The 20939-nt window shown below is 71.0% G+C and carries 16 protein-coding genes; 10 read left to right on the forward strand and 6 right to left on the reverse strand.

What is annotated here, in order from left to right; genetic code table 11:
- Positions 1-2: 2 nt before the first annotated feature.
- From EDD27_RS52865 to EDD27_RS52880, 4 genes are read right to left on the reverse strand one after another with little or no spacing between them, the layout of a single operon-like run.
- Positions 3-1673: a glycosyltransferase family 2 protein gene (locus EDD27_RS52865; protein ID WP_127940208.1), complete on the reverse strand. Its 1671-nt coding sequence runs from the start codon at positions 1671-1673 to the stop codon at positions 3-5.
- A complete protein-coding gene (locus EDD27_RS52870; RefSeq protein ID WP_127940209.1) occupies positions 1670-3781 on the reverse strand; it encodes a glycosyltransferase in 2112 nt (703 codons plus the stop codon). The genes EDD27_RS52865 and EDD27_RS52870 overlap by 4 nt, the downstream gene beginning before the upstream one ends.
- On the reverse strand, positions 3778-5295 hold the full coding sequence (locus tag EDD27_RS52875; protein ID WP_127940210.1) for a glycosyltransferase family 2 protein: 1518 nt from the start codon (positions 5293-5295) through the stop codon (positions 3778-3780). The genes EDD27_RS52870 and EDD27_RS52875 overlap by 4 nt, the downstream gene beginning before the upstream one ends.
- On the reverse strand, positions 5292-5732 hold the full coding sequence (locus EDD27_RS52880; protein WP_127940211.1) for a hypothetical protein: 441 nt from the start codon (positions 5730-5732) through the stop codon (positions 5292-5294). The genes EDD27_RS52875 and EDD27_RS52880 overlap by 4 nt, the downstream gene beginning before the upstream one ends.
- A gap of 256 nt (positions 5733-5988) precedes the next feature.
- Between EDD27_RS52880 and EDD27_RS52885 the strand changes: the two genes are divergently transcribed.
- Together EDD27_RS52885 and EDD27_RS52890 are read left to right on the forward strand one after the other, a co-directional pair.
- Positions 5989-7071, forward strand: a complete 1083-nt coding sequence (locus tag EDD27_RS52885) for a glycosyltransferase family 2 protein (protein WP_127940212.1) — start codon at positions 5989-5991, stop codon at positions 7069-7071.
- Complete coding sequence (locus EDD27_RS52890) at positions 7068-8741, forward strand: glycosyltransferase family 2 protein (protein ID WP_241564740.1); 1674 nt, start codon at positions 7068-7070, stop codon at positions 8739-8741. The genes EDD27_RS52885 and EDD27_RS52890 overlap by 4 nt, the downstream gene beginning before the upstream one ends.
- A gap of 565 nt (positions 8742-9306) precedes the next feature.
- Here EDD27_RS52890 and EDD27_RS52895 read toward each other — a convergent pair.
- A complete protein-coding gene (locus EDD27_RS52895) occupies positions 9307-10779 on the reverse strand; it encodes a glycosyltransferase family 2 protein (protein WP_127940213.1) in 1473 nt (490 codons plus the stop codon).
- A gap of 155 nt (positions 10780-10934) precedes the next feature.
- Between EDD27_RS52895 and thrC the strand changes: the two genes are divergently transcribed.
- The 5 genes from thrC to EDD27_RS52920 all read left to right on the forward strand — a co-directional run bounded on the left by thrC (position 10935) and on the right by EDD27_RS52920 (position 17507).
- Positions 10935-11993: a threonine synthase gene (thrC, locus tag EDD27_RS52900; protein ID WP_127940214.1), complete on the forward strand. Its 1059-nt coding sequence runs from the start codon at positions 10935-10937 to the stop codon at positions 11991-11993.
- A gap of 24 nt (positions 11994-12017) precedes the next feature.
- Positions 12018-12923 (forward strand): homoserine kinase, encoded by a 906-nt coding sequence (gene thrB / locus EDD27_RS52905; RefSeq protein ID WP_127940215.1) that lies wholly within the window; start codon positions 12018-12020, stop codon positions 12921-12923.
- Positions 12924-13380: 457 nt separating this feature from the next.
- Positions 13381-15375, forward strand: coding sequence for a transcription termination factor Rho (gene rho / locus EDD27_RS52910; RefSeq protein ID WP_127940216.1), 1995 nt, complete (start codon positions 13381-13383; stop codon positions 15373-15375).
- Positions 15376-15598: 223 nt separating this feature from the next.
- Positions 15599-16861 carry a sensor histidine kinase gene (locus tag EDD27_RS52915; protein WP_241564742.1) on the forward strand — a complete coding sequence of 421 codons (1263 nt, stop codon included), beginning with the start codon at positions 15599-15601 and terminating at the stop codon, positions 16859-16861.
- A gap of 10 nt (positions 16862-16871) precedes the next feature.
- The gene (locus tag EDD27_RS52920; RefSeq protein ID WP_127940217.1) at positions 16872-17507 is read left to right on the forward strand and encodes a response regulator; all 636 of its coding nucleotides are present in this window, start codon (positions 16872-16874) and stop codon (positions 17505-17507) included.
- 1 nt (position 17508) lies between these two features.
- Here the strand turns inward: EDD27_RS52920 and EDD27_RS52925 are convergent, their stop codons facing one another.
- Positions 17509-18531, reverse strand: a complete 1023-nt coding sequence (locus EDD27_RS52925) for a hypothetical protein (protein ID WP_127940218.1) — start codon at positions 18529-18531, stop codon at positions 17509-17511.
- Between the two features lie 199 nt (positions 18532-18730).
- Here EDD27_RS52925 and rpmE point away from each other — a divergent pair, with 199 nt between their 5' ends.
- The 3 genes from rpmE (at position 18731) to prmC (ending at position 20935) form a co-directional block, all read left to right on the forward strand.
- Positions 18731-18949 carry a 50S ribosomal protein L31 gene (gene rpmE, locus EDD27_RS52930; protein ID WP_127940219.1) on the forward strand — a complete coding sequence of 73 codons (219 nt, stop codon included), beginning with the start codon at positions 18731-18733 and terminating at the stop codon, positions 18947-18949.
- Positions 18950-19031: 82 nt separating this feature from the next.
- Positions 19032-20084: a peptide chain release factor 1 gene (prfA, locus tag EDD27_RS52935; protein WP_127940220.1), complete on the forward strand. Its 1053-nt coding sequence runs from the start codon at positions 19032-19034 to the stop codon at positions 20082-20084.
- A complete protein-coding gene (prmC, locus tag EDD27_RS52940) occupies positions 20081-20935 on the forward strand; it encodes a peptide chain release factor N(5)-glutamine methyltransferase (protein ID WP_127940221.1) in 855 nt (284 codons plus the stop codon). The genes prfA and prmC overlap by 4 nt, the downstream gene beginning before the upstream one ends.
- Positions 20936-20939: the final 4 nt, after the last annotated feature.

Genomic DNA, 20939 nt, shown 5'->3' on the forward strand with positions numbered 1-20939 from the left:
GGTCAGGTGTCCGGGAAGGCGAGGTTGCGGACGCGGCGGACGGCTCGTTTCAGTACCGTGCGGTTCCGCTCGCGGGCCAGGCGGACCGCCTCGCGGCGCCAGGACTCGGCCTTCTCGCGCCAGCGGGCGGCGTCCCTGCTGTTCTTGCCCGCTTCCCGCCTCAGCTGCCCGATCTCGGCGCGGAGGGCGGCCACGCGCTTGCGGTAGAGGGCGATCTCCTTCTCGTGCGCGGCCGTGAGCCTGGCCACCTCCGAGATCGGCTTCTTGCGCGGCGGGTAGACGGCCGGGCGGCGGTTGAAGCCCCAGGTCTCGCCGTCCACCCATTCCACGCCGAACAGGGCGTCGATCAGGTCGTCCACGTCGTCGTCCGGGGTCGCCACCAGGGAGGCTCTGGACAGGGCCGCGGTCCGGTCCAGCCGGGCCACGGTCACGCCGTCCGCGCTCTCCTCCAGGGCTATGCGGAGGGCGCCCAAGTCGTGCTCCTCCATGTGCTCGATCAGGCGCTCCAGCGTGTCCTTGGACACGACCCACCCAGACGGCGCCTGGAGGCGGAACGGGGCGCCGGTGGTGACCGGGCCGGACGCGAGCGCCACCCGCGGATCATGCTCGAACGTGGCGTGGATGAGGCGCAGGTCGAGGTCAGGGTCGCGGAGCGGGGAACGGCGGTCGCCGGTCAATGCGTGCCACGGGCCCGTGATCGTGATGCCGACGTCGGGGATCGAGGACGCCAGCAGGGCGTCGACGGTGGCGCGGACGTCCTCGTAGGCGCCGGACGGCACCGTGGCGTCCACATACTGCACCAGCCACTGCCTGCCGGGATCCGTACGCAGGTAGCGGCGGTAGGGGACGCGGTCGGCGACGTACGGGTCGTTGTAGCGCTTCAGCGCCGCGAAGTCGCGCATCGCCGTCGGCAGGCCGATGTGCCAGGCACGGGACTCGGGCTCGGGGACGTACACCGCGCCGGCTTGGGTGAGGCGGTAGCCCAGCTCCGTGTCCTCGGCCAGCACGAGCGCCGTGTCCATGCCGCCGATCGAGCGCAGCAGCGCGGCCGGGTACGAAACCGTGGCTCCTACGTGGATGCGTGTCGCCAGCGAGCTGGGCGCGGTGCGGAGGCCGTGGTGATCGTGAATGATCGTCTCCGCCCACTCGTGCCGCTGGGCCGCGAGCGGGAAGAGGGCGTTCTCCGCGCCGGACTCCACGGCCCGGCGTACCTGCTCGGGCGAGGGCAGCTCGCCGGCCGCGGTGAAGTCGATCCACCCCAGCACCACCACGTACGGGGCCAGGTGGTGCCAGCGGAGCTGGGCCTCCACGTGATGGCGGTGCGGCACCATGTCGGCGTCCAGGACGAACACGACCTCCCCGGTCGCGGCGTCCAGACCCGCCTGCACCGCCCAGGCCCGGCCCCAGCCGCCCGGCGGGCTGGAGATGAGCTTTGTCCTGGCCGGGGCGAGGTCGGGGAGACGGAGCGGGGTGGCGCTGCCGTCGTCCACGACGACGACGTCGAGGAGGCGCTCCGGGTAGCTCTGGGCCGAGAGGGCGGCCAGGGTCAGGTCCAGCGTCTCCTGGCGGTCGTGGGCCGGGATGACGACCGTGACGGTCAGCGTCGGCTCCCACGCGCCCAGGGCGGGCGGGGTGAGCACGCCGAAGTCGTTGTGGGGGATCCGGGGGATCATGGCCGCAGGCTCCCGTCCAGTTCCATGAGGGCGTTCGGGCGGAAGCCGCGCCACTGACGCCTGTTGCGCTGCAGGAACGTGCCGATCGGCTCCTGCCACGTGTGATTCGCCGCCGGGCCCCTGCGCAGGATGTAGCCCAATCCGTGGGTCCGGTAGATCTGCCCGCCCGCCGCCTGCAGGGCCTCCTGGAACTGGGTGTCCACCGAGCGCCGCAACGGCCGGAACCCGCCCACCGCCTGGAACGCCGAACGCTCCACCAGGATCGTGCCACCGGCGACGAAGCTGGTGATCTGCTCGGTGATCTGCTTGCGGTGCACGGTGACGTCGATGGAGGACAGGTAGACGAACTCCGGCACCGTGCCGACGACTTGCGCGCCCGTGTAGGAGTGCGCCAGCAGCAGGTCGGACAGGAAGTCGGGGCCGTACCAGTCGTCGTCGTCCATCTTCAGCAGGAACGAACCCGACGCCCTGGTGGCCGCCTCGTTCAGCACCTCGCCGAAGACCGCCTGGTGGTCGGCCTCGTACACGGTGAGCGGGCCCTCGTACGCCGCGATCGCGGCCGCCACGTCCGGATGGCCCTTGGGCACGCCGTGCAGGGCGAGGACCACCTCCAGTTGCACGCCGCGCTGGCGGGCGACCTGGTCGAGGGCGAAGGAGACCATGTCGGTACGGCGGGTCGCCATGAGCACCGAGGTGAGCGGGGGAGCGGGGGCGGGCGCGCCGAGCTGCTCCCATCTGGCCGCCACCCCGTGCGTACGCAGGGCGGCGCGGCGCAGGCGGATGCTGTGCTCCTCCCGCCTGAGCTCGTCACTGAGGTCGGGACAGCGCTCGATGAGCTCGATGACGCCCTCCCCGAGGGCGCCGGCCCAGCGCGGCACCGCGCCGGCCACCAGGGGCACGCCCGCGGCGGCCAGGCCGGCCAGGACCCGTACGGCGGCCAGCGGGCCGCTGTGCGCGTGCCGCCAATCCACCTCGACGCCGCGGATCTGGCGCAGCCTGGCCACGTCCGCGTCGGTGACCCCGCCCGACTCCGCGAACGACGTCAGGATCTTCCCGTCGAGCACCACTGACCAGCGGCCGTCCCGCTCGGCCAGGGACGCCATGCCACGGGAGGGAGTCGTCACGAAGCCCTGGGGGTTGACCAGCCGCTCGTCCACCGGGGGGATCATCGAGGGCTCGCCGAGCACGTCGGGGTCGGCCAGGGGTGAATCGGCCATCCCTGGGCGGCCGAGGCGTTCCCAGCTGGCCGCTTGAGTCGTCGGCCGCTCGATGGGCGTCTCGTCCCCGGCCCACTCGACCGGGCCGGCCTCCTCCCACCTTTCCGGGCCCACGTCCCCGTCCCACACGGCGGGGCCCGGCGCGCCGGCGCGCGTTCCCACGTCGCCGGCGTGCGTCGCGTCGGTGCGGGTTCCGTCCGCTTCGCCGGCCTGCGCGACCGCCGAGGCCGGGTCGGCCTGTGCGGTGGTGGGGGCGCGGCGGGGGTCGGGGCGGCCGATCGTGCGGAGGACCATGTCGCTGCCCGGTGCGCCGACCCGCTCCGGAACGGGCCCGTTGATCTCGGCCGGCGTCGCGTTCGGGTCGCCCGGCCGCCAGTCGGCCGCGCCGACGCCCGCGATCGCGGCCGCGGGCGCGGTGATCACGTCCAGCCGGTGCCCGGCGAACGCCCGCGCCGTGGCCGTCACGGTACGACCGGAAGGCGTGGGCGCGGAGAACCGGGCGTCCACCACCCAGATGCGGTTCTTGGCCCGGTACACCCGCAGATCGGTCAGCGACCGCCACCGGTGAGCGGGTGTCGGCGTGGGCACGGGCGCCGGATGGGCGGCCGGCGTGTCGAGCACCGCCACCACGACCCGCTCGGCCTGGGGCAGCAGCTTGTGCAGCGTGGCGATGCGCCGCAGGTCGGCCGGCGTCTTGGCCAGCACGAGGACCTCCGGCACCGGCTCGGCCTCGGGGGCCGGCTCCAGCAGATCCCGATCGAGATCGACGACCGCACCGCGCTCACCCGCCCCGGACCCGCCGGACGCGGCTGTGTAGATCGGGTCCACGTCGTCGATCCCGGCGAAGAACACGCGGGCCTCGCGCAACTCCGCCAGCAACTCAGGGATCATCCGGCGCTCCGCAGATGCCTGATCAGGGAGCTCAACGGCCCCCGCCCACTGTCCTCGGCAGGCTGGGGCGCGGGGGCGGCCGACAGGCGTTCGACCTCGGCCTTGAGCCGCTCGACCTCGCCCCGCAGCTTCTTGATCTCCGCTTGCCGCTGCCCCGCCAGCGCCCGCCACTTCGCCGGGTCGCCGGTCAACGGCTCGGCCTCGTCCGCGATCGCGACGTCGTACTCGCTCCCGCTGACCCACTCCGACCCGTACATGTCGTCCACCAGGTCATCGGGCCGGCCGTCGAACAGGGCGGCGCGGGAGAACGCGGCCGTGCGCTCCAGGCGGGCGGCCACGACCCCGTCCTGCCCCTCCGCCAGCGCCACGCTCACCAGCCCGAGGAGGTCCTTGTCGGCATGCCGTACCAGCTTGGCCAGCGAGTCGGCGCCGAGCACCCATCCGGTGGGGAGGTGCAGCTGGAAGGGGGCGGGAGCGGCGGAGGCCGGTACGCTTTCCGCGAACACGACCCGAGGCTCGTGGGCGTACAGGTTGTGGAGAAGGCGCAGGTCGAGCAGGGGATCGTCGAGGTTGGCACGGCGTTCACCGGTCAGCTTGCCCCAAGGGCCGACGAGCGTGACGGCGGCGTCCGTCAGGGTCCCGGCCAGTGCCGAGTCCACGCTCGCCCGCGTCTGCTCGTACGTCGTGGCCGCGACGACCACCCGCACGTACGGCACGAGCCAGTGGCGGCGCGGATGGTTGCGGAGCCAGCGCAGATCGGGGATCAGATCGCCCAGGAACGACCAGTTGTGCCGGTGCACCTCCTTCTCGCGCTCCATCACGGTGGAAGGCCCGACGTGCCACGCCTTGGCCTCGGCGTCAGGGATGAACACGGCCCCGGCCTGCGCGAGCCGGTATCCCAGCTCGGTGTCCTCGGCCATGTTGAGCGCGGTGTCCACACCCCCGGCCGCGCGCAGCAGGTCGGCGCGCACGGAGCTGGACGCGCCCGTGTGCAGCAGGTACGCGCCGGCCCCGGCGTCCTTGAGCCGCCTCGTCGACTCCAGCGTCTTCCTCGTGTACTCGGACTGAATGCCTTCCTCGCCCGGCGCCTCCACGAACCGCGTGTCGCCGATCACCACCGCGTAGTCGATGAGGTGGTGCCAGCGCATGTGCGCCTCGAGATGGTCCTCGGCCAGCAGCATGTCCGAGTCCAGCCAGTGGATCACCGCCCCGGAGGCCGCGAGCTGCCCGGTCTGCCTGGCCGCGCCGCGCCCCCATCCCTCGGTCACCCGTACGATCCGGGCGCCCGCCACGTCCAGGGGCTCGAGCTCCGGGTCGCTGCCGTCGTCCGCGACGACCACCTCGACGAGCTCGGCCGGGTACGTCTGCCGCGCCACCGCCGCGACCGTGCCTTCCAGCGCCTCCGCGCAGTTGTAGGCGGGGATGACCACCGAGACGGTCAGCGACGGCTTCCACGCCCCGATCGCGGGCGGCCGCAGCACGCCGTAGTCGTTGTGCCTGATCCGGCTCGTCATACCGCGGCGTCCTTGGCCAGCGCGCGAACCTCTTCGCGCAGTTCCTCCAGCTCGCGCGCCCGCGCCATGGCGTTCACCCGGTCCTCGCCGAGCGAGGCAAGGATGGCGCCGAGGTCGTCCGCGCGCCGCGCCGCCGACTCCTCCACGGCCCGTACCAGCAGGTCCAGCCTGGTGTCGAGGCTCTTGAGCGCGGTGGTGGTGCGGGCCAGCTCGGCCTCGTACTTCTTGAGCCGCAGGTCGATGCGGTGGGCCTTGCCGTCCACGCGCCGCACGATGAGCACGAGGAACGCGAGGGCAGCCAGCGCCACCAGGAACGCCGCCGTGGCCGCCGCCGCGCCCAGCGTGATGAGGCCGGCGAGGACGAGGACCACGAGCACTGCGGCCACCAGGGCCGAGAGGAGTGCGCCGGTCGCTGCCAGTCGGCGGGGCGAGAGCATCCGCGCATACCTTTCGTTGATCACGCCTTGTCGGCGCGCATACCTCAGGACAACCGAGGCGTCACGGACATGTCGGGATTATTGACACCTTAATAAACACCGGCCACTACCGTGCCATAAGTTCCTGGAGGATGACTGAGAATCACAGCCCCAGGACCTGCGATGCCTGTCCTGCCGAAAGTGCACTACGCGTCTACTGGTCAGTAAAACCGGCGTAAGGTAGGCGCCGATCGATCCAGTGGAGGAGCGCCCATCGATGTCCGTCACCCCCTATGGCTTCGCGCGCACGCCGGAGAAGGGGCTGGCCCGCCTGCACTGGGCGGACAACGGCTGGGCGGTCGACGGCCGGCCGCCCGACGTGCCCGCCCTGCGGTCGCTGCGCGGGCTGGAGATCGAGTGGCCCGAGGCCGAGGTGCCGGAGCTCGCGCTGGACGGCCTGCTGCGCCTGGCCGCCGCGGGCATCCCGCTGACGGCCCACCGGGCCGTCCCCTGGATACCGGATGATCTCGCGGCCCTGCTCACCGACCGGGCCTGGCTCGACCACGCCCCCGACGGCACCGCGCGGTGCCTGGCCGACCTGCGGCGCGAGGAGCACAGCGTCCTCCTGCGCCGCCTGGCCCACCCCACCCCGGCGGCCGAGATCAGCATCGTCATGTCCACCAAACGACCTGGCCTGGTCGGCGCGGCACTGGCGCAGATGGAGCGGCAGCGCGACGTCGCGGCCGAGGTGCTGCTGGGGCTGCACGGGGTGGCGTTCGACCAGGTGCGCGCGGCGGTCGAGAGCTGCGCGCTGCCGGTGAAATGGGTGGAGGCGGAGGCCCGCGTGCCGTTCGGCGAGGTGCTCAACCGGGCGGCGGCCCTGGCGAGCGGCGACTACCTGGCCAAATGGGACGATGACGACTGGTACGGGCCGCGGCACCTCGCTGACCTGTTCATGGCCCTGACCTACGCGGAGGCCGACGTGGTGGGCACGACGGCCGAGTTCTTCTACCTGGAGCCGCTGCGGGCCACGATCAGGCGGACGACGTTCGCCAGCGGAGCGGGCTATCCGAGCGAGGTATGGTCCGATCACGTGGCCGGCGGCACGATCATGATGTCTTTGGCAAAATTTCGGGAAATTGGCGGATTTCCCGGGATTTGTCGGGCTGTCGATCTCGAGTTACTGAAGGCGGCCCATCGGGCGGGGGCGCGCATTTACCGTACTCACGGGCTTGGTTACGTGCTGCGAAGAGGGCTCAGTGACGAGCACACGTGGCGGTTACCGCTGGGCCACTTCCTCAAGGTGGCCGCCAACCAGTGGCGGGGTTTCCGCCCGAGCCTGCTGATGGAAGCCGCGTGACCCCCCTCAGAGAGGCCGGTCGCCGCCCGAAGCCCTACGGGAAGCGCGTCGCCCGGGTGCGCGGCAACGACTACCGCGTGCTCCAGCCCTCCGAGCGCTTCACCCCCGAACTGACGGTCAGCGTGGTCATCCCGGCCTACGGCGGGCAGGACAAGCTCGACCTGGTGCTGGCCGCGCTGGCCAGGCAGACCTATCCGACAGAGCTCACCGAGGTCATCGTCGTAGACAACGGCAGCACGCCGCCGCTGCGCCTGCCGGCCGACCGTCCCGCCCGTACCCGGCTGATCGTCTGTACGGAGCCGGGACGCGCCGCCGCGCGCAACGCGGGCCTGGCGGCGGCGACGGGCGATGTGATCCACTGGCTCGACTCCGACGTCGTGCTCACGCCGGGCGCGATCGAGGCGCACATGCGCTGGCACCACGCCGCGCCATACCTGGTCGTCACCGGCTACATCAGGTTCACCTCCGCGGAGGTGCCCGCGCGACTGCCTGGCGACCTGGAGAAACATTTCGAGCCCGCCGAGCCGCACGCCTGGATCGTGGACCTCGTCGAGCGCACCAACGGGCTCACCGACAACCCGCAGCGCCCGTTCAGCCTGCACGTGGGCGGCGCGACCTCCGTCAACGCCCGGCTGGTCGCGGCGGCGGGGCCGATGGACGAGGAGCTGATCCTCGGCCAGGACACCGAGATGGGCTACCGGCTGAGCCAGGCGGGCGCGGTCTTCGTACCGGAGCCCGCGGCGCGCGCCTACCACCTCGGGCCCACGATGCGGATGCGCGACAAGCAGCCGATCGACCGGGTGAGCCACGCGTTCGTGGCCGACCGCATCCCGGCCTACCGGTGGTTGCGGGGGCATCCCGGGCGGCAGTGGAAGGTCCCGTACGTCACGGTCGTGGTGGACGGCACGGCGGGCTATGACGCGGTGCGAGCGACGGTGGACGCCTTGCTGGCCAGCACCATCCCCGACATTTCCGTACTCCTCCTGGGGCCGTGGGACACCCTCCAGCACGAGCGCCGTGCCCCGCTCCGCGACCCCGCCCTCGACCTGGTGCTGGTCCACGGCCACTACCGGCACGAGGGCCGGGTACGCCTGTCCGCCGCCGAGGACGTCGACCCGGCCGTGCCTTTCGTGTTGCGGCTGCCGGCCGGCTGGATTCCCGGCGAGGACAGTCTGGCCCGCCTCCTCGATCTCGCCCGCGACGAGGCCCTGGGCCTGGTGAACGTGCTGCTCGACGAGTCGTCCCAAGCGGTCGTCGCGGGCCGCCTGGAACGGGTGTCCGCCTTCGCCAGGGCCCGCATCGTGGCCGAGCCGGGGGAGGACCTGGACGACGTGGTGGACGCGGTGTCGGGTGTGTCCTGGGTCGAGGGCGAGACGTACGGGTTCACCGCCGAGGCGACGTCGCCGGTGGGGCGGCGCAGCGCGTACCGGGTCCGGGTGGAGGCCCAGGCCGAGGCCGCCCGGCTGGCCAAGGAGACGGAGCGGCTGCGGGAGCAGGTGGCCAAGTGGAAGGAGGAGTCGGGGCGCTGGCGCAAGACTGCCGTGGAGCTCCGGCGCGAGGTCGGGACACTACGCCGCCGGCTCTCCGCCGCCACCCACACCCAGAAGAACCTCCGCGCCCTGATCTCCTCCACCATGAGACGCGCCCTGGGCAAGCGCCTCCGCAACTGACCGCCTCACCGCACCACCGGCCCCCCTCGTCCCGCCTCCCACGCCCATCCGGCCAACTTCGGGCCCTGGCCGCTTCCCCGGCTCGCGAGCTCGTGGGTTTCCAGAGGAGCTGGCTCCGGACCCGTGCCCCAGGCCTTCGGGCTCTGCGGAGTGCCGCGTCTGGGCCCGGTGCGGTGGAGCGCCTGCTCTGTGCTGCCCGGGGGTGCGGGCGCCGTGCCCTCCGCGGCAGCGCGGGGGCCCGTCACTCCTGCCTGCCGCGCCGCCCCGCCTGCTGCGCGTGGGACGCGTCCGCACCGGGCGCAGAACTCGCAGCCACGGGTGTTGGTCCGGTGGGGCCGGGCCGCCGGTTGCGGCCGTTATGCGGGGCGCATCGGCCCGGTGGCGGTCGTGGTGGCCATGCCGCGCCCGCTGGCCCGTGCCCCTGGCTGGCGAGGCGGCCAGTGCGCGTCGGCCGTCCGACTGCGGCGGGCGGGGATATCGGCGGTGGTTCGCGGGCGAAGGGGCAACGGGCCACGGCCAGGGTGGCCAAGCCGGTGGCCGCTGGGCCCGCGAGGTGTTCGGTGGGTCAGTTGGGGCGGAGGGCGGACTTCAGGCGGTGCAGGAGGGTCTTTTCGGCGGGTTCGACGGGGACCGTCACCGGCGCCGGGATGGTGACCGCGTCCGGCTGTTTGGGGGCGGGCCAGTAGCGGTCCGGGCCCTCGTGGCGTACCCCGTGGGTGCTGGCGATGACGGCGTCCAGGTCGGCGCCGGGGTCGGCGAGCAACATGGCACGGCCCAACGCCGACGTGCGCTCCAGACGTGCGGTGCGCCCATCAGGCAGGTCCACGATCAGCACGCCCGCCAGATCCTTCTGGACCGACTCGATCATGCGCTCCAGCGTGACCTTGTGCAACGGCACGTCCACCGGCCCGCGGTAGCGGAACGGCGTCGGCGCGGGCGTGGGGGCGGCCTCGTCGATCAGGCGGATGCGTTCGTCGTGCGCGAACAGGTCACGCATCAGCCGCAGCTCGAAGCACGGATCCGACAACACGGACCGCCGCCCGGGGTCGAGCCGCGACCACGGCCCCACCAGCGTCACCACGACGTCCTGGAGCTTGCCGTCCAGCGCCGCCGCCACCGCCTGCCGCACGACCGACTCGGAGGTGTCGGTGACGTCGAGAACGATCTCCACGTACGGCACCAGCCACCGGCGCCCCCGATCCTTGCGCAGGTCCCTGCGCAGGGGGATCCGGTGCGCCAGGTACGGCTCCACGGCCCGCACGGCACGTTCCCTGTCGCGGTGTTGCGCGGGCAGCCCCAGATGCACGGCCTGCGCGTCCATGTCGGGCACGAACACGACGCCGTGCATGGCCAGCCGGTAGGAGAACTCGGTGTCCTCGCCCCGCACCACGGTCGGGTCGAGACCGCCCACGGCGTGGAAGACCTCCCGTGGAAGGGCGAAGGTGGGTCCCGTGCACACGTGGTACGGATTGCGGCTCTTGCGCAGCCCGTCGGTCTTGGCGATGGTCGCCTCGGTGGAGCTGGACACGGCCTCGTCCAGCGGGAACAGCTCTCCCAGCTGTCCCGCCTGGAACACCTGGCGCGGCGTGAGCGGCGGCACCTCGACGAACTTCTTCATGCCGATCGTGACGAGATAGTCCGTCACGTGGTGCCAGCGGGCCAGGGCCTCGATGTGCTCGCGGCAGGCCACCATGTCGGAGTCGAGCCGCTGGATGATCTCGCCGTCGGCGGCCTTGGCGCCGGTGTTGACGGCGTTGGAGATCCCCCACCCGTCCCGCACGGGAATGACCCGGGTGTTGACCGGCCGGATCTCGGGCAGCCGGATCGGCGGCCGGCTGCCGTCGTCGACGACGAGGACCTCCAGCAGGTGGTCCGGGTACGTCTGCGCCGCCAGCGCGGCCAGCGTCAGGTCGAGCTTGTCCTGCCCTCCGTGCGCGGGTATCACCACGCTCACGGAAAGGGCGGGCGACCAGGCGCCGAGCGGTGGCGCTGCCAGTGGTGAATAGTCGTTCTGCCTCAAAGCAGGACGCGCGTTCATGGTGGTGACCCCCTGCCGAGACCTTATCGGGAGATGCTGAGAATTTCCTCAATAGTGGCCATCTCCAACCGGTACGTCCGACCGGTGGACGCGGATCCGCGCCTGTCGTCAGGACCCCGTACACTCTGGCCCAACACCGCAGGTAGGGAGTCATCATGAGCAGGTCGTGGCGTGGCCTCATAGAGGAATACCGCGAGCGTCTTCCCGTCACGCCGAAGACGCCTGTCATCACGCTGCTTGAGGGCGGCACGCCGCTGGTGCCCGCGCACCGTGTCTCGGCGCTGACGGGCTGCGACGTCTACCTGAAGGTCGAGGGAGCCAACCCGACCGGAAGCTTCAAGGACCGTGGCATGACCATGGCCATCAGCAAAGCGGTCGAAGAGGGGGCCAAGGCGGTCATCTGCGCCTCGACCGGCAACACCTCCGCCTCGGCGGCGGCCTACGCTGTTCGCGCAGGGCTGACATGTGCCGTTCTGGTGCCTCGGGGGAAGATCGCCATGGGCAAGCTGGCCCAGGCGCTCGTGCACGGCGCAACGCTGCTGCAGGTCGAGGGGTCGTTCGACGACTGCCTGGAGATGACGAGGAAGCTGTCGTCCAGCTACCCGATCGCGCTGGTCAACTCAGTCAACCCGTTCCGGCTGCAGGGGCAGAAGACGGCGGCGTTCGAGATCGTGGACACGCTGGGAGACGCCCCCGACATCCACTGCATCCCGGTGGGCAACGCGGGCAACATCTCCGCCTACTGGATGGGTTACCAGGAATATTTCGCCGACGGCGTGGCCACCAAGCGGCCCCGCATGTTCGGGTTCCAGGCCAGCGGGGCGGCGCCGATCGTCGAGGGCGCGCCCGTGGCCCGCCCGCACACGATCGCCACCGCGATCCGCATCGGCAACCCGGCGTCGTGGGGGCTGGCCACGGCGGCCCGCGACGAGTCCGGCGGGGCCATCCAGGCGGTGACCGACCGGCAGATCGCGGCCGCGTACAAGCTGCTCGCGCAGGAAGAGGGCGTGTTCGTGGAGCTGGCCTCGGCGGCCAGCGTCGCGGGGCTGCTGCAGGCGCACGCGCAGGGGCTCGTCGCGCCGGGGCAGCGCATCGTCTGCACGGTCACGGGCAACGGACTCAAGGACCCGGACTGGGCCATCTCGGGTGCGCCGGCGCCGGTGGTCATCCCGATCGACGTCCACGCCGCCGCGGCGGCGCTCAACCTCGCCTGACGGGGTCAGCAGGGAGAAGAGTGAATGAGGACCGTTGACGTTCGCGTGCCCGCCACCTCGGCGAATCTCGGCCCGGGTTTCGACTCGCTCGGCCTGGCACTGAGCCTGTACGACGAGATCGAGGCGGCACTCACCGGCGAGCACGGCGTGCACGTCACGGTGGAGGGCGAGGGCGCGGGCGAGGTCGATCGCGGCGAGGGTCACCTGATCGTCAAGGCGATGCGCGAGACGTTCGGCCGCATGGGCGTCCCGCAGCCGGACGGCATCCGCCTGCGCTGCCGCAACAGGATTCCGCACGCCCGCGGGCTGGGCTCCTCCTCGGCGGCCATCTGCGCCGGCATTCTCGCCGCGCGCGCGTTGTCGGGGGGCGAATTCTCCGACGACGAGGTTTTCGCGCTGGCCACCGAGATGGAGGGCCATCCGGACAACGTGGCGCCGTGCCTGGTCGGCGGGCTGACCGTGGCATGGTCCGACCACACCGGGTCACCGCATATGGTGAAACTAGCTCCCGACGAGCGGGTCCGCCCTGTCGCCCTGATTCCGTCGGCGCGACTGGCCACGGAGACCGCGCGGGGGCTGTTGCCGAAGGACGTGCCCCACAAGGACGCCTCCTTCAACGCCGGCCGGGCCGCGTTGCTGATCGCCGCGCTGACCCAGCGGCCGGAGCGAGCGCTTCTGCTCGCCGCTACAGAAGATCGGCTCCATCAGCATTACCGCGCGCCTGCGATGCCGGCGAGCGCGGATCTGGTAGAACGTCTCCGTGCAGTGGGCGTGCCCGCGGTCGTTTCGGGAGCGGGTCCCACGGTTCTTGCGTTTTCGACATCGGATACGCAGGATTTGATCGCGCCAGAAGTGGGTAATGACTGGCACATCCAGCTAATGGACGTCGACCCGGTTGGTGCGAACGTTCAGTTCCCCGAGACACGCTGATGCCTCTTTAGACCTTCAGGGAATAGCCGTGTGCGCTGGTGATGTTAGGCTGGTAGCCGCACCAGATGCCCCCTTGGTGGGTGCGTGCTTGTCAGCCATACATCGCTGCATCACGCTGCACGTCGCGAGGCGTGGGCGGCGCGGCTGTCTCCCCGAACTCAATAGCCTCCGGTTGGCCCACACCCGGTTGGCTCTGAACGAGGCGGCGACGACGGGGATCGGCGCGTTCGAATCAACTCGACATCTGGCTGGCGACAGCAATCTGGGGGGTGTCAGCCACGCGCCATGGCCCATTGGCGGCGTGGACGAGCCCCTCCCCAAGAGTGGCGGCCGTCTCAAGCGACAGCCGAAGATCGCAGAGTGCACCCCGACCCGGTCTGTCCCGCCGGATCGCAAGCACCTCCGGGACGCCCGGCAGAACAAAACCGGCGCCCGACCCCTGGGAAGGACCTTTTAGTTGAGCGACACCACCGAACTCCTCTCCGACGCATCAGGCGCAGAGCCGGCGTCCGGCGACACCCCCACCCGCGCTCCGGCCAAGCCGCGTGCGCGTCGCTCCGGCACCGGCCTGTCCGCCAAGGTGCTGCCTGAGCTGCAGAAGATCGCGGCGGAGCTGGGCATCAGCGGGACCGGGCGCATGCGGAAGAGCCAGCTCATCGCGGCCATCCAGGAGAAGCAGGGTGGCGGTTCCGGAGAAGGCACACCGGCTCCCGCGGCCGCCGCCGAGGCGCCCGCCGCAACGCCGGAGGCCGCCCCGGCCGCCGAGCGGCCCACCCGTACGCGTAGGGAACGTTCCCGCGCCAAGACCGTCGAGGAGCCCGCCCCGCAGCCCGCCGCCGCGGCGCCTGAGCCCGTGGCCGCAGCGCCCGAGCCCGTGGCCGCCCCGGCAGAGCCGGTCGTGGAGCAGCAGCCCCAGGCCGTCGAGGCCGGGCAGGGCGAGGGCCGAGCCGACCGCGGCGAGAGCCGCAGGGAGCGCCGTAGCCGTGGCGAGCGTCGGGAGCGCGGCGAGCGCTCCGGCGGCGACCGCGGTGAGGGCGGCCGCGCCGAGAGCGCAGGCCGCGGCGACCAGCGTGTCACCGACGCGGGAAGCCGTGCCGACCAGCGCGGTGACCAGCGTGGCGACCAGCGCGGTGACCAGCGCGGTGACCAGCGCGGTGAACGTGGCGACCAGCGCGGTGACCAGCGCGGCGACCAGCAGCGCGGCGGCGACGAGGACGAGCGCGGCGGGCGCGGCCGCAGGGGCCGCTTCAGGGAGCGCAACCGCGGCCGCGGCCGTGACCGCTTCGAGGGCGGCGAGCCCGTCATCGGCGACGACGACGTGCTCATTCCCATCGCCGGAATCCTGGACATCCTCGACAACTACGCGTTCGTCAGGACCAGCGGCTACCTGCCGGGCAGCAACGACGTCTACGTCTCGCTCGCCCAGATCCGCCGCAACGGCCTGCGCAAGGGCGACGTCATCACCGGCGCCGTCAAGCAGCCCCGCGACGGTGAGCGGCGCGAGAAGTTCAACGCCCTGGTCCGCCTCGACACCGTCAACGGCATGGACCCGGAGCAGGCCCGCAACCGGCCGGACTTCAACAAGCTGACGCCGCTCTACCCGCAGGATCGCCTGCGCCTGGAGACCGAGCACAACATCCTGACCACGCGGATCATCGACCTCGTGTCGCCGATCGGCAAGGGCCAGCGTGGCCTCATCGTCTCGCCGCCGAAGGCCGGTAAGACGATGGTGCTGCAGGCCATCGCCAACGCGATCACCCGCAACAACCCCGAGTGCCACCTGATGGTCGTGCTCGTGGACGAGCGGCCTGAAGAGGTCACCGACATGCAGCGGTCGGTCAAGGGCGAGGTCATCCACTCGACCTTCGACCGTCCCGCCGAAGACCACACCACGGTCGCCGAGCTCGCCATCGAGCGGGCAAAGCGCCTGGTGGAGCTGGGCCACGACGTGGTCGTCCTGCTCGACTCGATCACCCGCCTCGGCCGCGCCTACAACCTGGCGGCCCCGGCGTCCGGTCGCATCCTGTCGGGTGGTGTCGACTCCACGGCGCTCTACCCGCCCAAGCGCTTCTTCGGCGCCGCCCGCAACATCGAAAACGGCGGCTCGCTGACGATCCTCGCCACGGCCCTGGTCGAGACCGGGTCCAAGATGGACGAGGTCATCTTCGAGGAGTTCAAGGGCACCGGCAACATGGAGCTCAAGCTCAACCGGTCCCTGGCGGACAAGCGGATCTTCCCGGCGGTGGACGTGGACGCGTCCGGCACCCGTAAGGAAGAGATCCTCATGGCCAGGGAAGAGCTCCAGATCGTCTGGAAGCTGCGGCGCGTGCTGCACGCGCTGGACATGCAGCAGGCTCTTGAGCTGCTCCTGGAGAAGATGAAGGAGACCAAGTCCAACGCGGAGTTCCTCCTGCAGGTCCAGAAGACCACGGTGAGCAACGACCGCGACTAGCGGCTCCTGTAGGGAGGGGGCGGCAGGGGTTCTTCCCCTGCCGCCCCCTTTCCGTTGGTACGAGTGGCCGGGTGGGCCCACCATGCGGCCGAATCCCGGCTCGTACGCCGGCGAGCCCATTCCTGTGCGGGGCAGGCGGGCCTGTGGGGAGTGGGGCTAGCCCTACCTCAGGCCGGACGGCAGCCGCATTCACTCCGTGCGCGCCGGAGGGCAGTCTTGGGGCATGCGATCGGTGGCGTTGAAAGACCGCGTGCCCTTCGGGCCGAAGGGACCGCTGGGGGTCCTGGTCGATCCGATGACGTGGCGTGCGGCACCGTACTTGCTGGTCAGCGTGGCGTTCGGGGTCGGCTGGTTCATCGTGTTGTCGCTGGCGGTGCCGACCTCGCTCACGCTCACGGTCGTCTGGGTCGGCGTGCCCCTGGCGATGGCGACCATGCTGATGTGGCGCGGCGGGGCGATGCTGGAGCGCAGGATGCTGGGGGCGGCGTTAGGGATCAGGATCCCCGACCCGTACCGCAGCCGTCCCGAGCGCGGGCTGGGCGCGCACATCCGCTGGCTGGTGACGGATCCGGCGACATGGAAGGACCTGGGCTATCTGCTGATGCTGTTGCCGTTGGGGCTGGTGGAGGCGGTGGCGTCGGCCGCGCTGTGGATAGTCACGGGCGGGTTGATGCTCGCGCCCATCATTCTGGCGATCGACGAGACGCTGGGGGAGGGCGAGTACTTCTTGGAGGAATGGTCCGCCGCCTGGGTGGCCGCGTTCTTCGGCGTCCTGCTGCTCGTGCTGACCGCGTACCTCGTCCGGGGGATGGCCTGGCTGCACGGGACGCTCGCCGTGGTGCTGCTCGGCGGCAGCGAGGAGGAGCGGCTGCGGGCCAGCCGGGCCCGGGGCATCGACGCGGCCGAGACGGAACGGCGCAGGATCGAGCGTGATCTGCACGACGGCGCGCAGCAGCGGCTGCTGTCCGTCGCGGTGGACCTGGGACGGGCGCAGGCCAAGTTCGACGCCGAGCCCGAGGAGGCCAGGATGCTCATCGCCCAGGCGCACGCGGGCACCAAGGCCGCCATCGCGGAGCTGCGCAACCTGGCCAGAGGCATCCACCCGGCCATCCTGAGCGACCGCGGGCTCGACGCGGCGCTGTCGGGGCTGGCCGCGCGGGCGCCCATCCGCGTGGACGTGTCGGTCGAGCTGGAGGAGCGGCCGCCGGCCGCGGTGGAGAGCATCGCCTACTTCATCGTCGCGGAGGCGCTGGCCAACATGGCCAAGCACGCGGGCGCGACGGAGGCGTCGGTGTCGGTGTTCAGGGACCGTCGCGGCGTGATCGTCGACGTGTGGGACAACGGGGTCGGCGGCGCCGTCGTCACCCCCACAGGGGGGCTGTCGGGATTGTCGGACCGGGCGGCCACCATCGACGGCGTGCTCGTCGTGCACAGTCCCATCGGCGGCCCCACGATCGTGCGTGCGGAGCTGCCCTGCGAGTGGTAGTCATGTGGCCATGCGCGTGGTCATCGCCGAGGATTCCGTACTCCTGCGGGAGGGGCTGGCCCGGCTGCTCGCCGACGGCGGCATCGAGACCGTGGCGAGCGTCTCCGACGGGCCCGCGCTGGAGGCGGCGGTGCTGGAGCACGACCCCGACCTGGCGATCGTCGACGTACGCATGCCGCCCACGCACACCGACGAGGGCCTCCGGGCGGCGCTGCGGGTCCGCGAGGTCCGCCCGGATTTTCCCATCCTGGTCCTGTCGCAGTACGTCGAGGAACGCTACGCCGGCGACCTCATCGGAAAGGCCGTCGGCTACCTGCTGAAGGAGCGGGTGGCCGACGTGGCCGAGTTCCTGGAGGCGGTGCGGCAGGTGGCGGCGGGCGGCACGGTCATCGACCCCGAGGTGGTCGTGCAGCTGCTCAGCCGCCAGCGCCGCGGCGCCCCGCTCGACACGCTCTCCCCCCGCGAGCGCGAGGTCCTCGCCCTGATGGCCGAGGGCCGCTCGAACACCGCCATCGCCGCCCGCCTCGTCGTCACCGAAGGCGCGGTCGAGAAGCACATTTCCGGCATCTTCGCCAAGCTGGCCCTCGGGCCGGCGCCCGAGGACCATCGGCGTGTGCTGGCCGTGCTGACCTATCTGGGTCGTTGAGCTACCTGACGTCCACGAACTCCTGCGGCGACAACGAACTGCGCGTCGTCGTCGTGCCGGGCACCCGGACCCGGAAGTAGCCGTCCTTCTTCGCCTGGTACGTCTTGGCGTACTTGCCGGTCGACGAGGCCTTGGCGAAGCCCAGGAGCTTGTACGTCTTGGCGCCCTTGGCCTTGAAGTACACCTCGACGGTCTTGCCCTTGTACGCCTTCGTGCCGCGGTAGACCTTGCCGTACACCTTGAACGTCTTGCCCTTGGTCACCTTGTTCGGCGCGGCGATCGTGACCCGCGTCTTGGTCTTCTTGGACGCGCCGCCCTCAGGAGCCACGACCGTGAACCCCGCCACGCCCTTGAGCGTCTCGCCGCCCTTGTGCGCGTACACCTCGAGGGTCCAATCACCGGGGGTGCTGTTGTCGGCGAAGTACGTGCTCCCGCGGTAGCGGCCGTCCGGCTCCTTGGCCAGGTCGCCCAGGTCGTAGAACTCACCGCCCGCGTCGCTGACGAGCTTGGCCGACACCGTGGTCGCGTCCTTCACCGACGCCTCGACCGAGACCTGGACGTCCTTGCCCTTGACGAGCTGGACGGGGTCAGGGCTGACCTTCGCGCCGGTGATCCCCTGCTTGCCGGCGACCTTGACCACGAACGGCGTGGTGTTGGTGCCGGTGTCGCGAGCGACGACGACGCTCAGCTTCCAGTCGCCCGCCGGGTCGTCCTTGGAGATCGGCCACTTGCCGGTGATCTTCTGCGTCGCGGCGGTGTCGCCCGTCCTGAAGTCGAACGTCACCGTCTTCGCCGCCTTGCCCGGCGGTTCGATGGAGCCGGTGACGCTGGAGACCTTGGACGGCTCCTTGAGGTTGAGCGTCACGACGCCTTCGACGTCGTTCTGGAGCGGGATGGATGCGCTGGCGGAGGCGTCACCCGTGAAGTCGTCGGCCATCGCGGCGGCGGCGCTCACACTCGTGCCCGCGAGGAGAACGGCGGCCCCCATGGCGATCGCGAGCAGCGACCGCACCCTTCTCTTCATGCCTGGGATCCTTACCAAAGTGAGGGATGGTGGCAGGGAGCCTAATGTGATATCTGGTCCGGCGCTGCGTAGATCGCGGGGAATGTCCGATGGCCTGGGATGGTTGGACGATCTGGCACACTGGTAGCTGACCATTTTGCGGTTCCGGTTCACGCCCAGCATGACGGCGACCCGGCGGCCGCAGCCCGAAAGGACAGCGATGAAGCGCGATATCCACCCTGACTACAACGTGACGCAGGTGACCTGCTCCTGCGGCAACACGTTCACCACCCGCAGCACGGCGAAAAACGGCGTGATCCACGCTGACGTGTGCTCTGCCTGCCACCCGTTCTACACCGGCAAGCAGAAGATCCTCGACACCGGCGGCCGGGTGGCCCGCTTCGAGAAGCGCTTCGGCAAGAAGGCCACGGGCAAGTAGCTTCCCACACGCCGGCCCGGACGCACACGTGTGCGCCGGGTCGGCGTTCTTGGTGAAGAACCCCACGACTGAAGGACCCACGGTGAATCTCGACGAGTTGCTCAAGGAGTATTCCGAGCTGGAGCTGCAGCTCGCCGATCCCGCCGTGCACGCCGACCAGAGCAAGGCCCGCACCCTCGGCAGGCGCTACTCCCAGCTCACGCCGATCGTCGGCACCTACCGCGAGCTGGAGTCGGTCCGCGACGACCTGACCGCCGCCAAGGAGCTGGCCGGCGAGGACGAGACGTTCGCGGCCGAGGCCGCCGAGCTCGAAGAGCGCGTCCCGCAGCTGGAGGAGCGGCTCAAGCACCTGCTCATCCCGCGTGATCCCAATGATGACAAGGACATCATCATGGAGATCAAGGCGGGCGAGGGCGGCGAGGAGTCCGCGCTGTTCGCCGGCGACCTGCTGCGGATGTATCTGCGCTATGCCGAGCGGCTCGGCTGGAAGACCGAGGTCATCGACTCCCAGCCCTCCGACCTGGGCGGATACAAGGACGTCACCGTGGCCATCAAGGCCAAGGGCGACGAGGGTGTGTGGTCCAGGCTCAAGTACGAAGGCGGCGTGCACCGCGTGCAGCGCGTGCCCGTCACCGAGTCGCAGGGCCGCATCCACACCAGCGCCGCGGGCGTGCTCGTCTACCCGGAGGCCGAGGAGGTCGAGGTCCAGATCGACCCCAACGATCTGCGCATCGACGTCTACCGCTCCAGCGGCCCCGGCGGCCAGAGCGTCAACACCACCGACTCCGCGGTCCGCATCACCCACCTGCCCACCGGCGTGGTCGTCTCCTGCCAGAACGAGAAGAGCCAGCTGCAGAACAAGGAGTCGGCGATGCGCATTCTGCGTGCCCGGCTGCTGGCCGTGGCGCAGGAGCAGGCCGATGCCGCCGCGCAGGCGGAGCGCAAGTCCCAGGTGCGCACGGTCGACCGCTCCGAGCGCATCCGCACCTATAACTTCCCGGAAAACCGCATTTCCGACCACCGCGTCGGCTTCAAGGCGTACAACCTCGACCAGGTTCTCGACGGCGAGCTCAGCGCCGTCACCCAGGCCCTCATCGACGCCGAGATGGCGGAGAAGCTCGCACAACACTCATGACATTTCTGCTGGACGAGATCGCCCTCGCCACCGCGCGGCTGGCCGAGGCGGGCGTGCCCTCACCGCGCACCGACGCGGAGGAGATCGCGGCGTTCGTCCACGGCGTGCGCAGGAGCGAGCTCCACACGGTCAAGGACGGCGACTTCGACGCGCTGTTCTGGGAAGGCGTCGCCCGGCGCGCGGCCAGGGAACCGCTGCAGCACATCACCGGGCACGCGTACTTCCGCTACCTGGAGCTGGCGGTCGGGCCCGGCGTGTTCGTGCCGCGGCCGGAGACCGAGGTGATGGCCGGCTGGGCGATCGAGACGCTGCGCGAGATGGACGTGACCGCTCCGCTCGTGGTCGACCTCGGCACCGGATCCGGCGCGATCGCGCTCTCGATCGCGCAGGAGGTGGCGCTGGCCGAGGTCCACGCCGTGGAGGTCGACCCCGCGGCGTACACCTGGGCCAAGCGCAACATCTCCGAGCACGGCCAGGGCCGTACGCACCTGCACCCCGAGGACCTCGCCGAGGCGCTGCCCGAGCTCAACGGCAAGGTGGACCTGGTCATCTCCAACCCGCCCTACATCCCGCCCGGCGCGGTCCCGCGCGATCCGGAAGTACGCGACTACGACCCGTCGCGAGCGCTCTACGGCTCCGGTGACGACGGCCTCGGGGAGGTGCGCGCGGTGGAGCGTACGGCCCGCCGCCTGCTGCGCCCCGGCGGCTGGGTCGCCGTCGAGCACGCCGACGAGCAGGGCAGGGCCGTCTACCTCACGTTCCCCGAGGACAACGGCTGGCGCGACGTGCGGCTTCGCCAGGACCTCACGAGAAGAGATCGCTTCGTCACCGCGAGGCTGAGCCAGGAATAGGATT

This window comes from Nonomuraea polychroma (assembly GCF_004011505.1).
Taxonomy (GTDB): domain Bacteria; phylum Actinomycetota; class Actinomycetes; order Streptosporangiales; family Streptosporangiaceae; genus Nonomuraea; species Nonomuraea polychroma.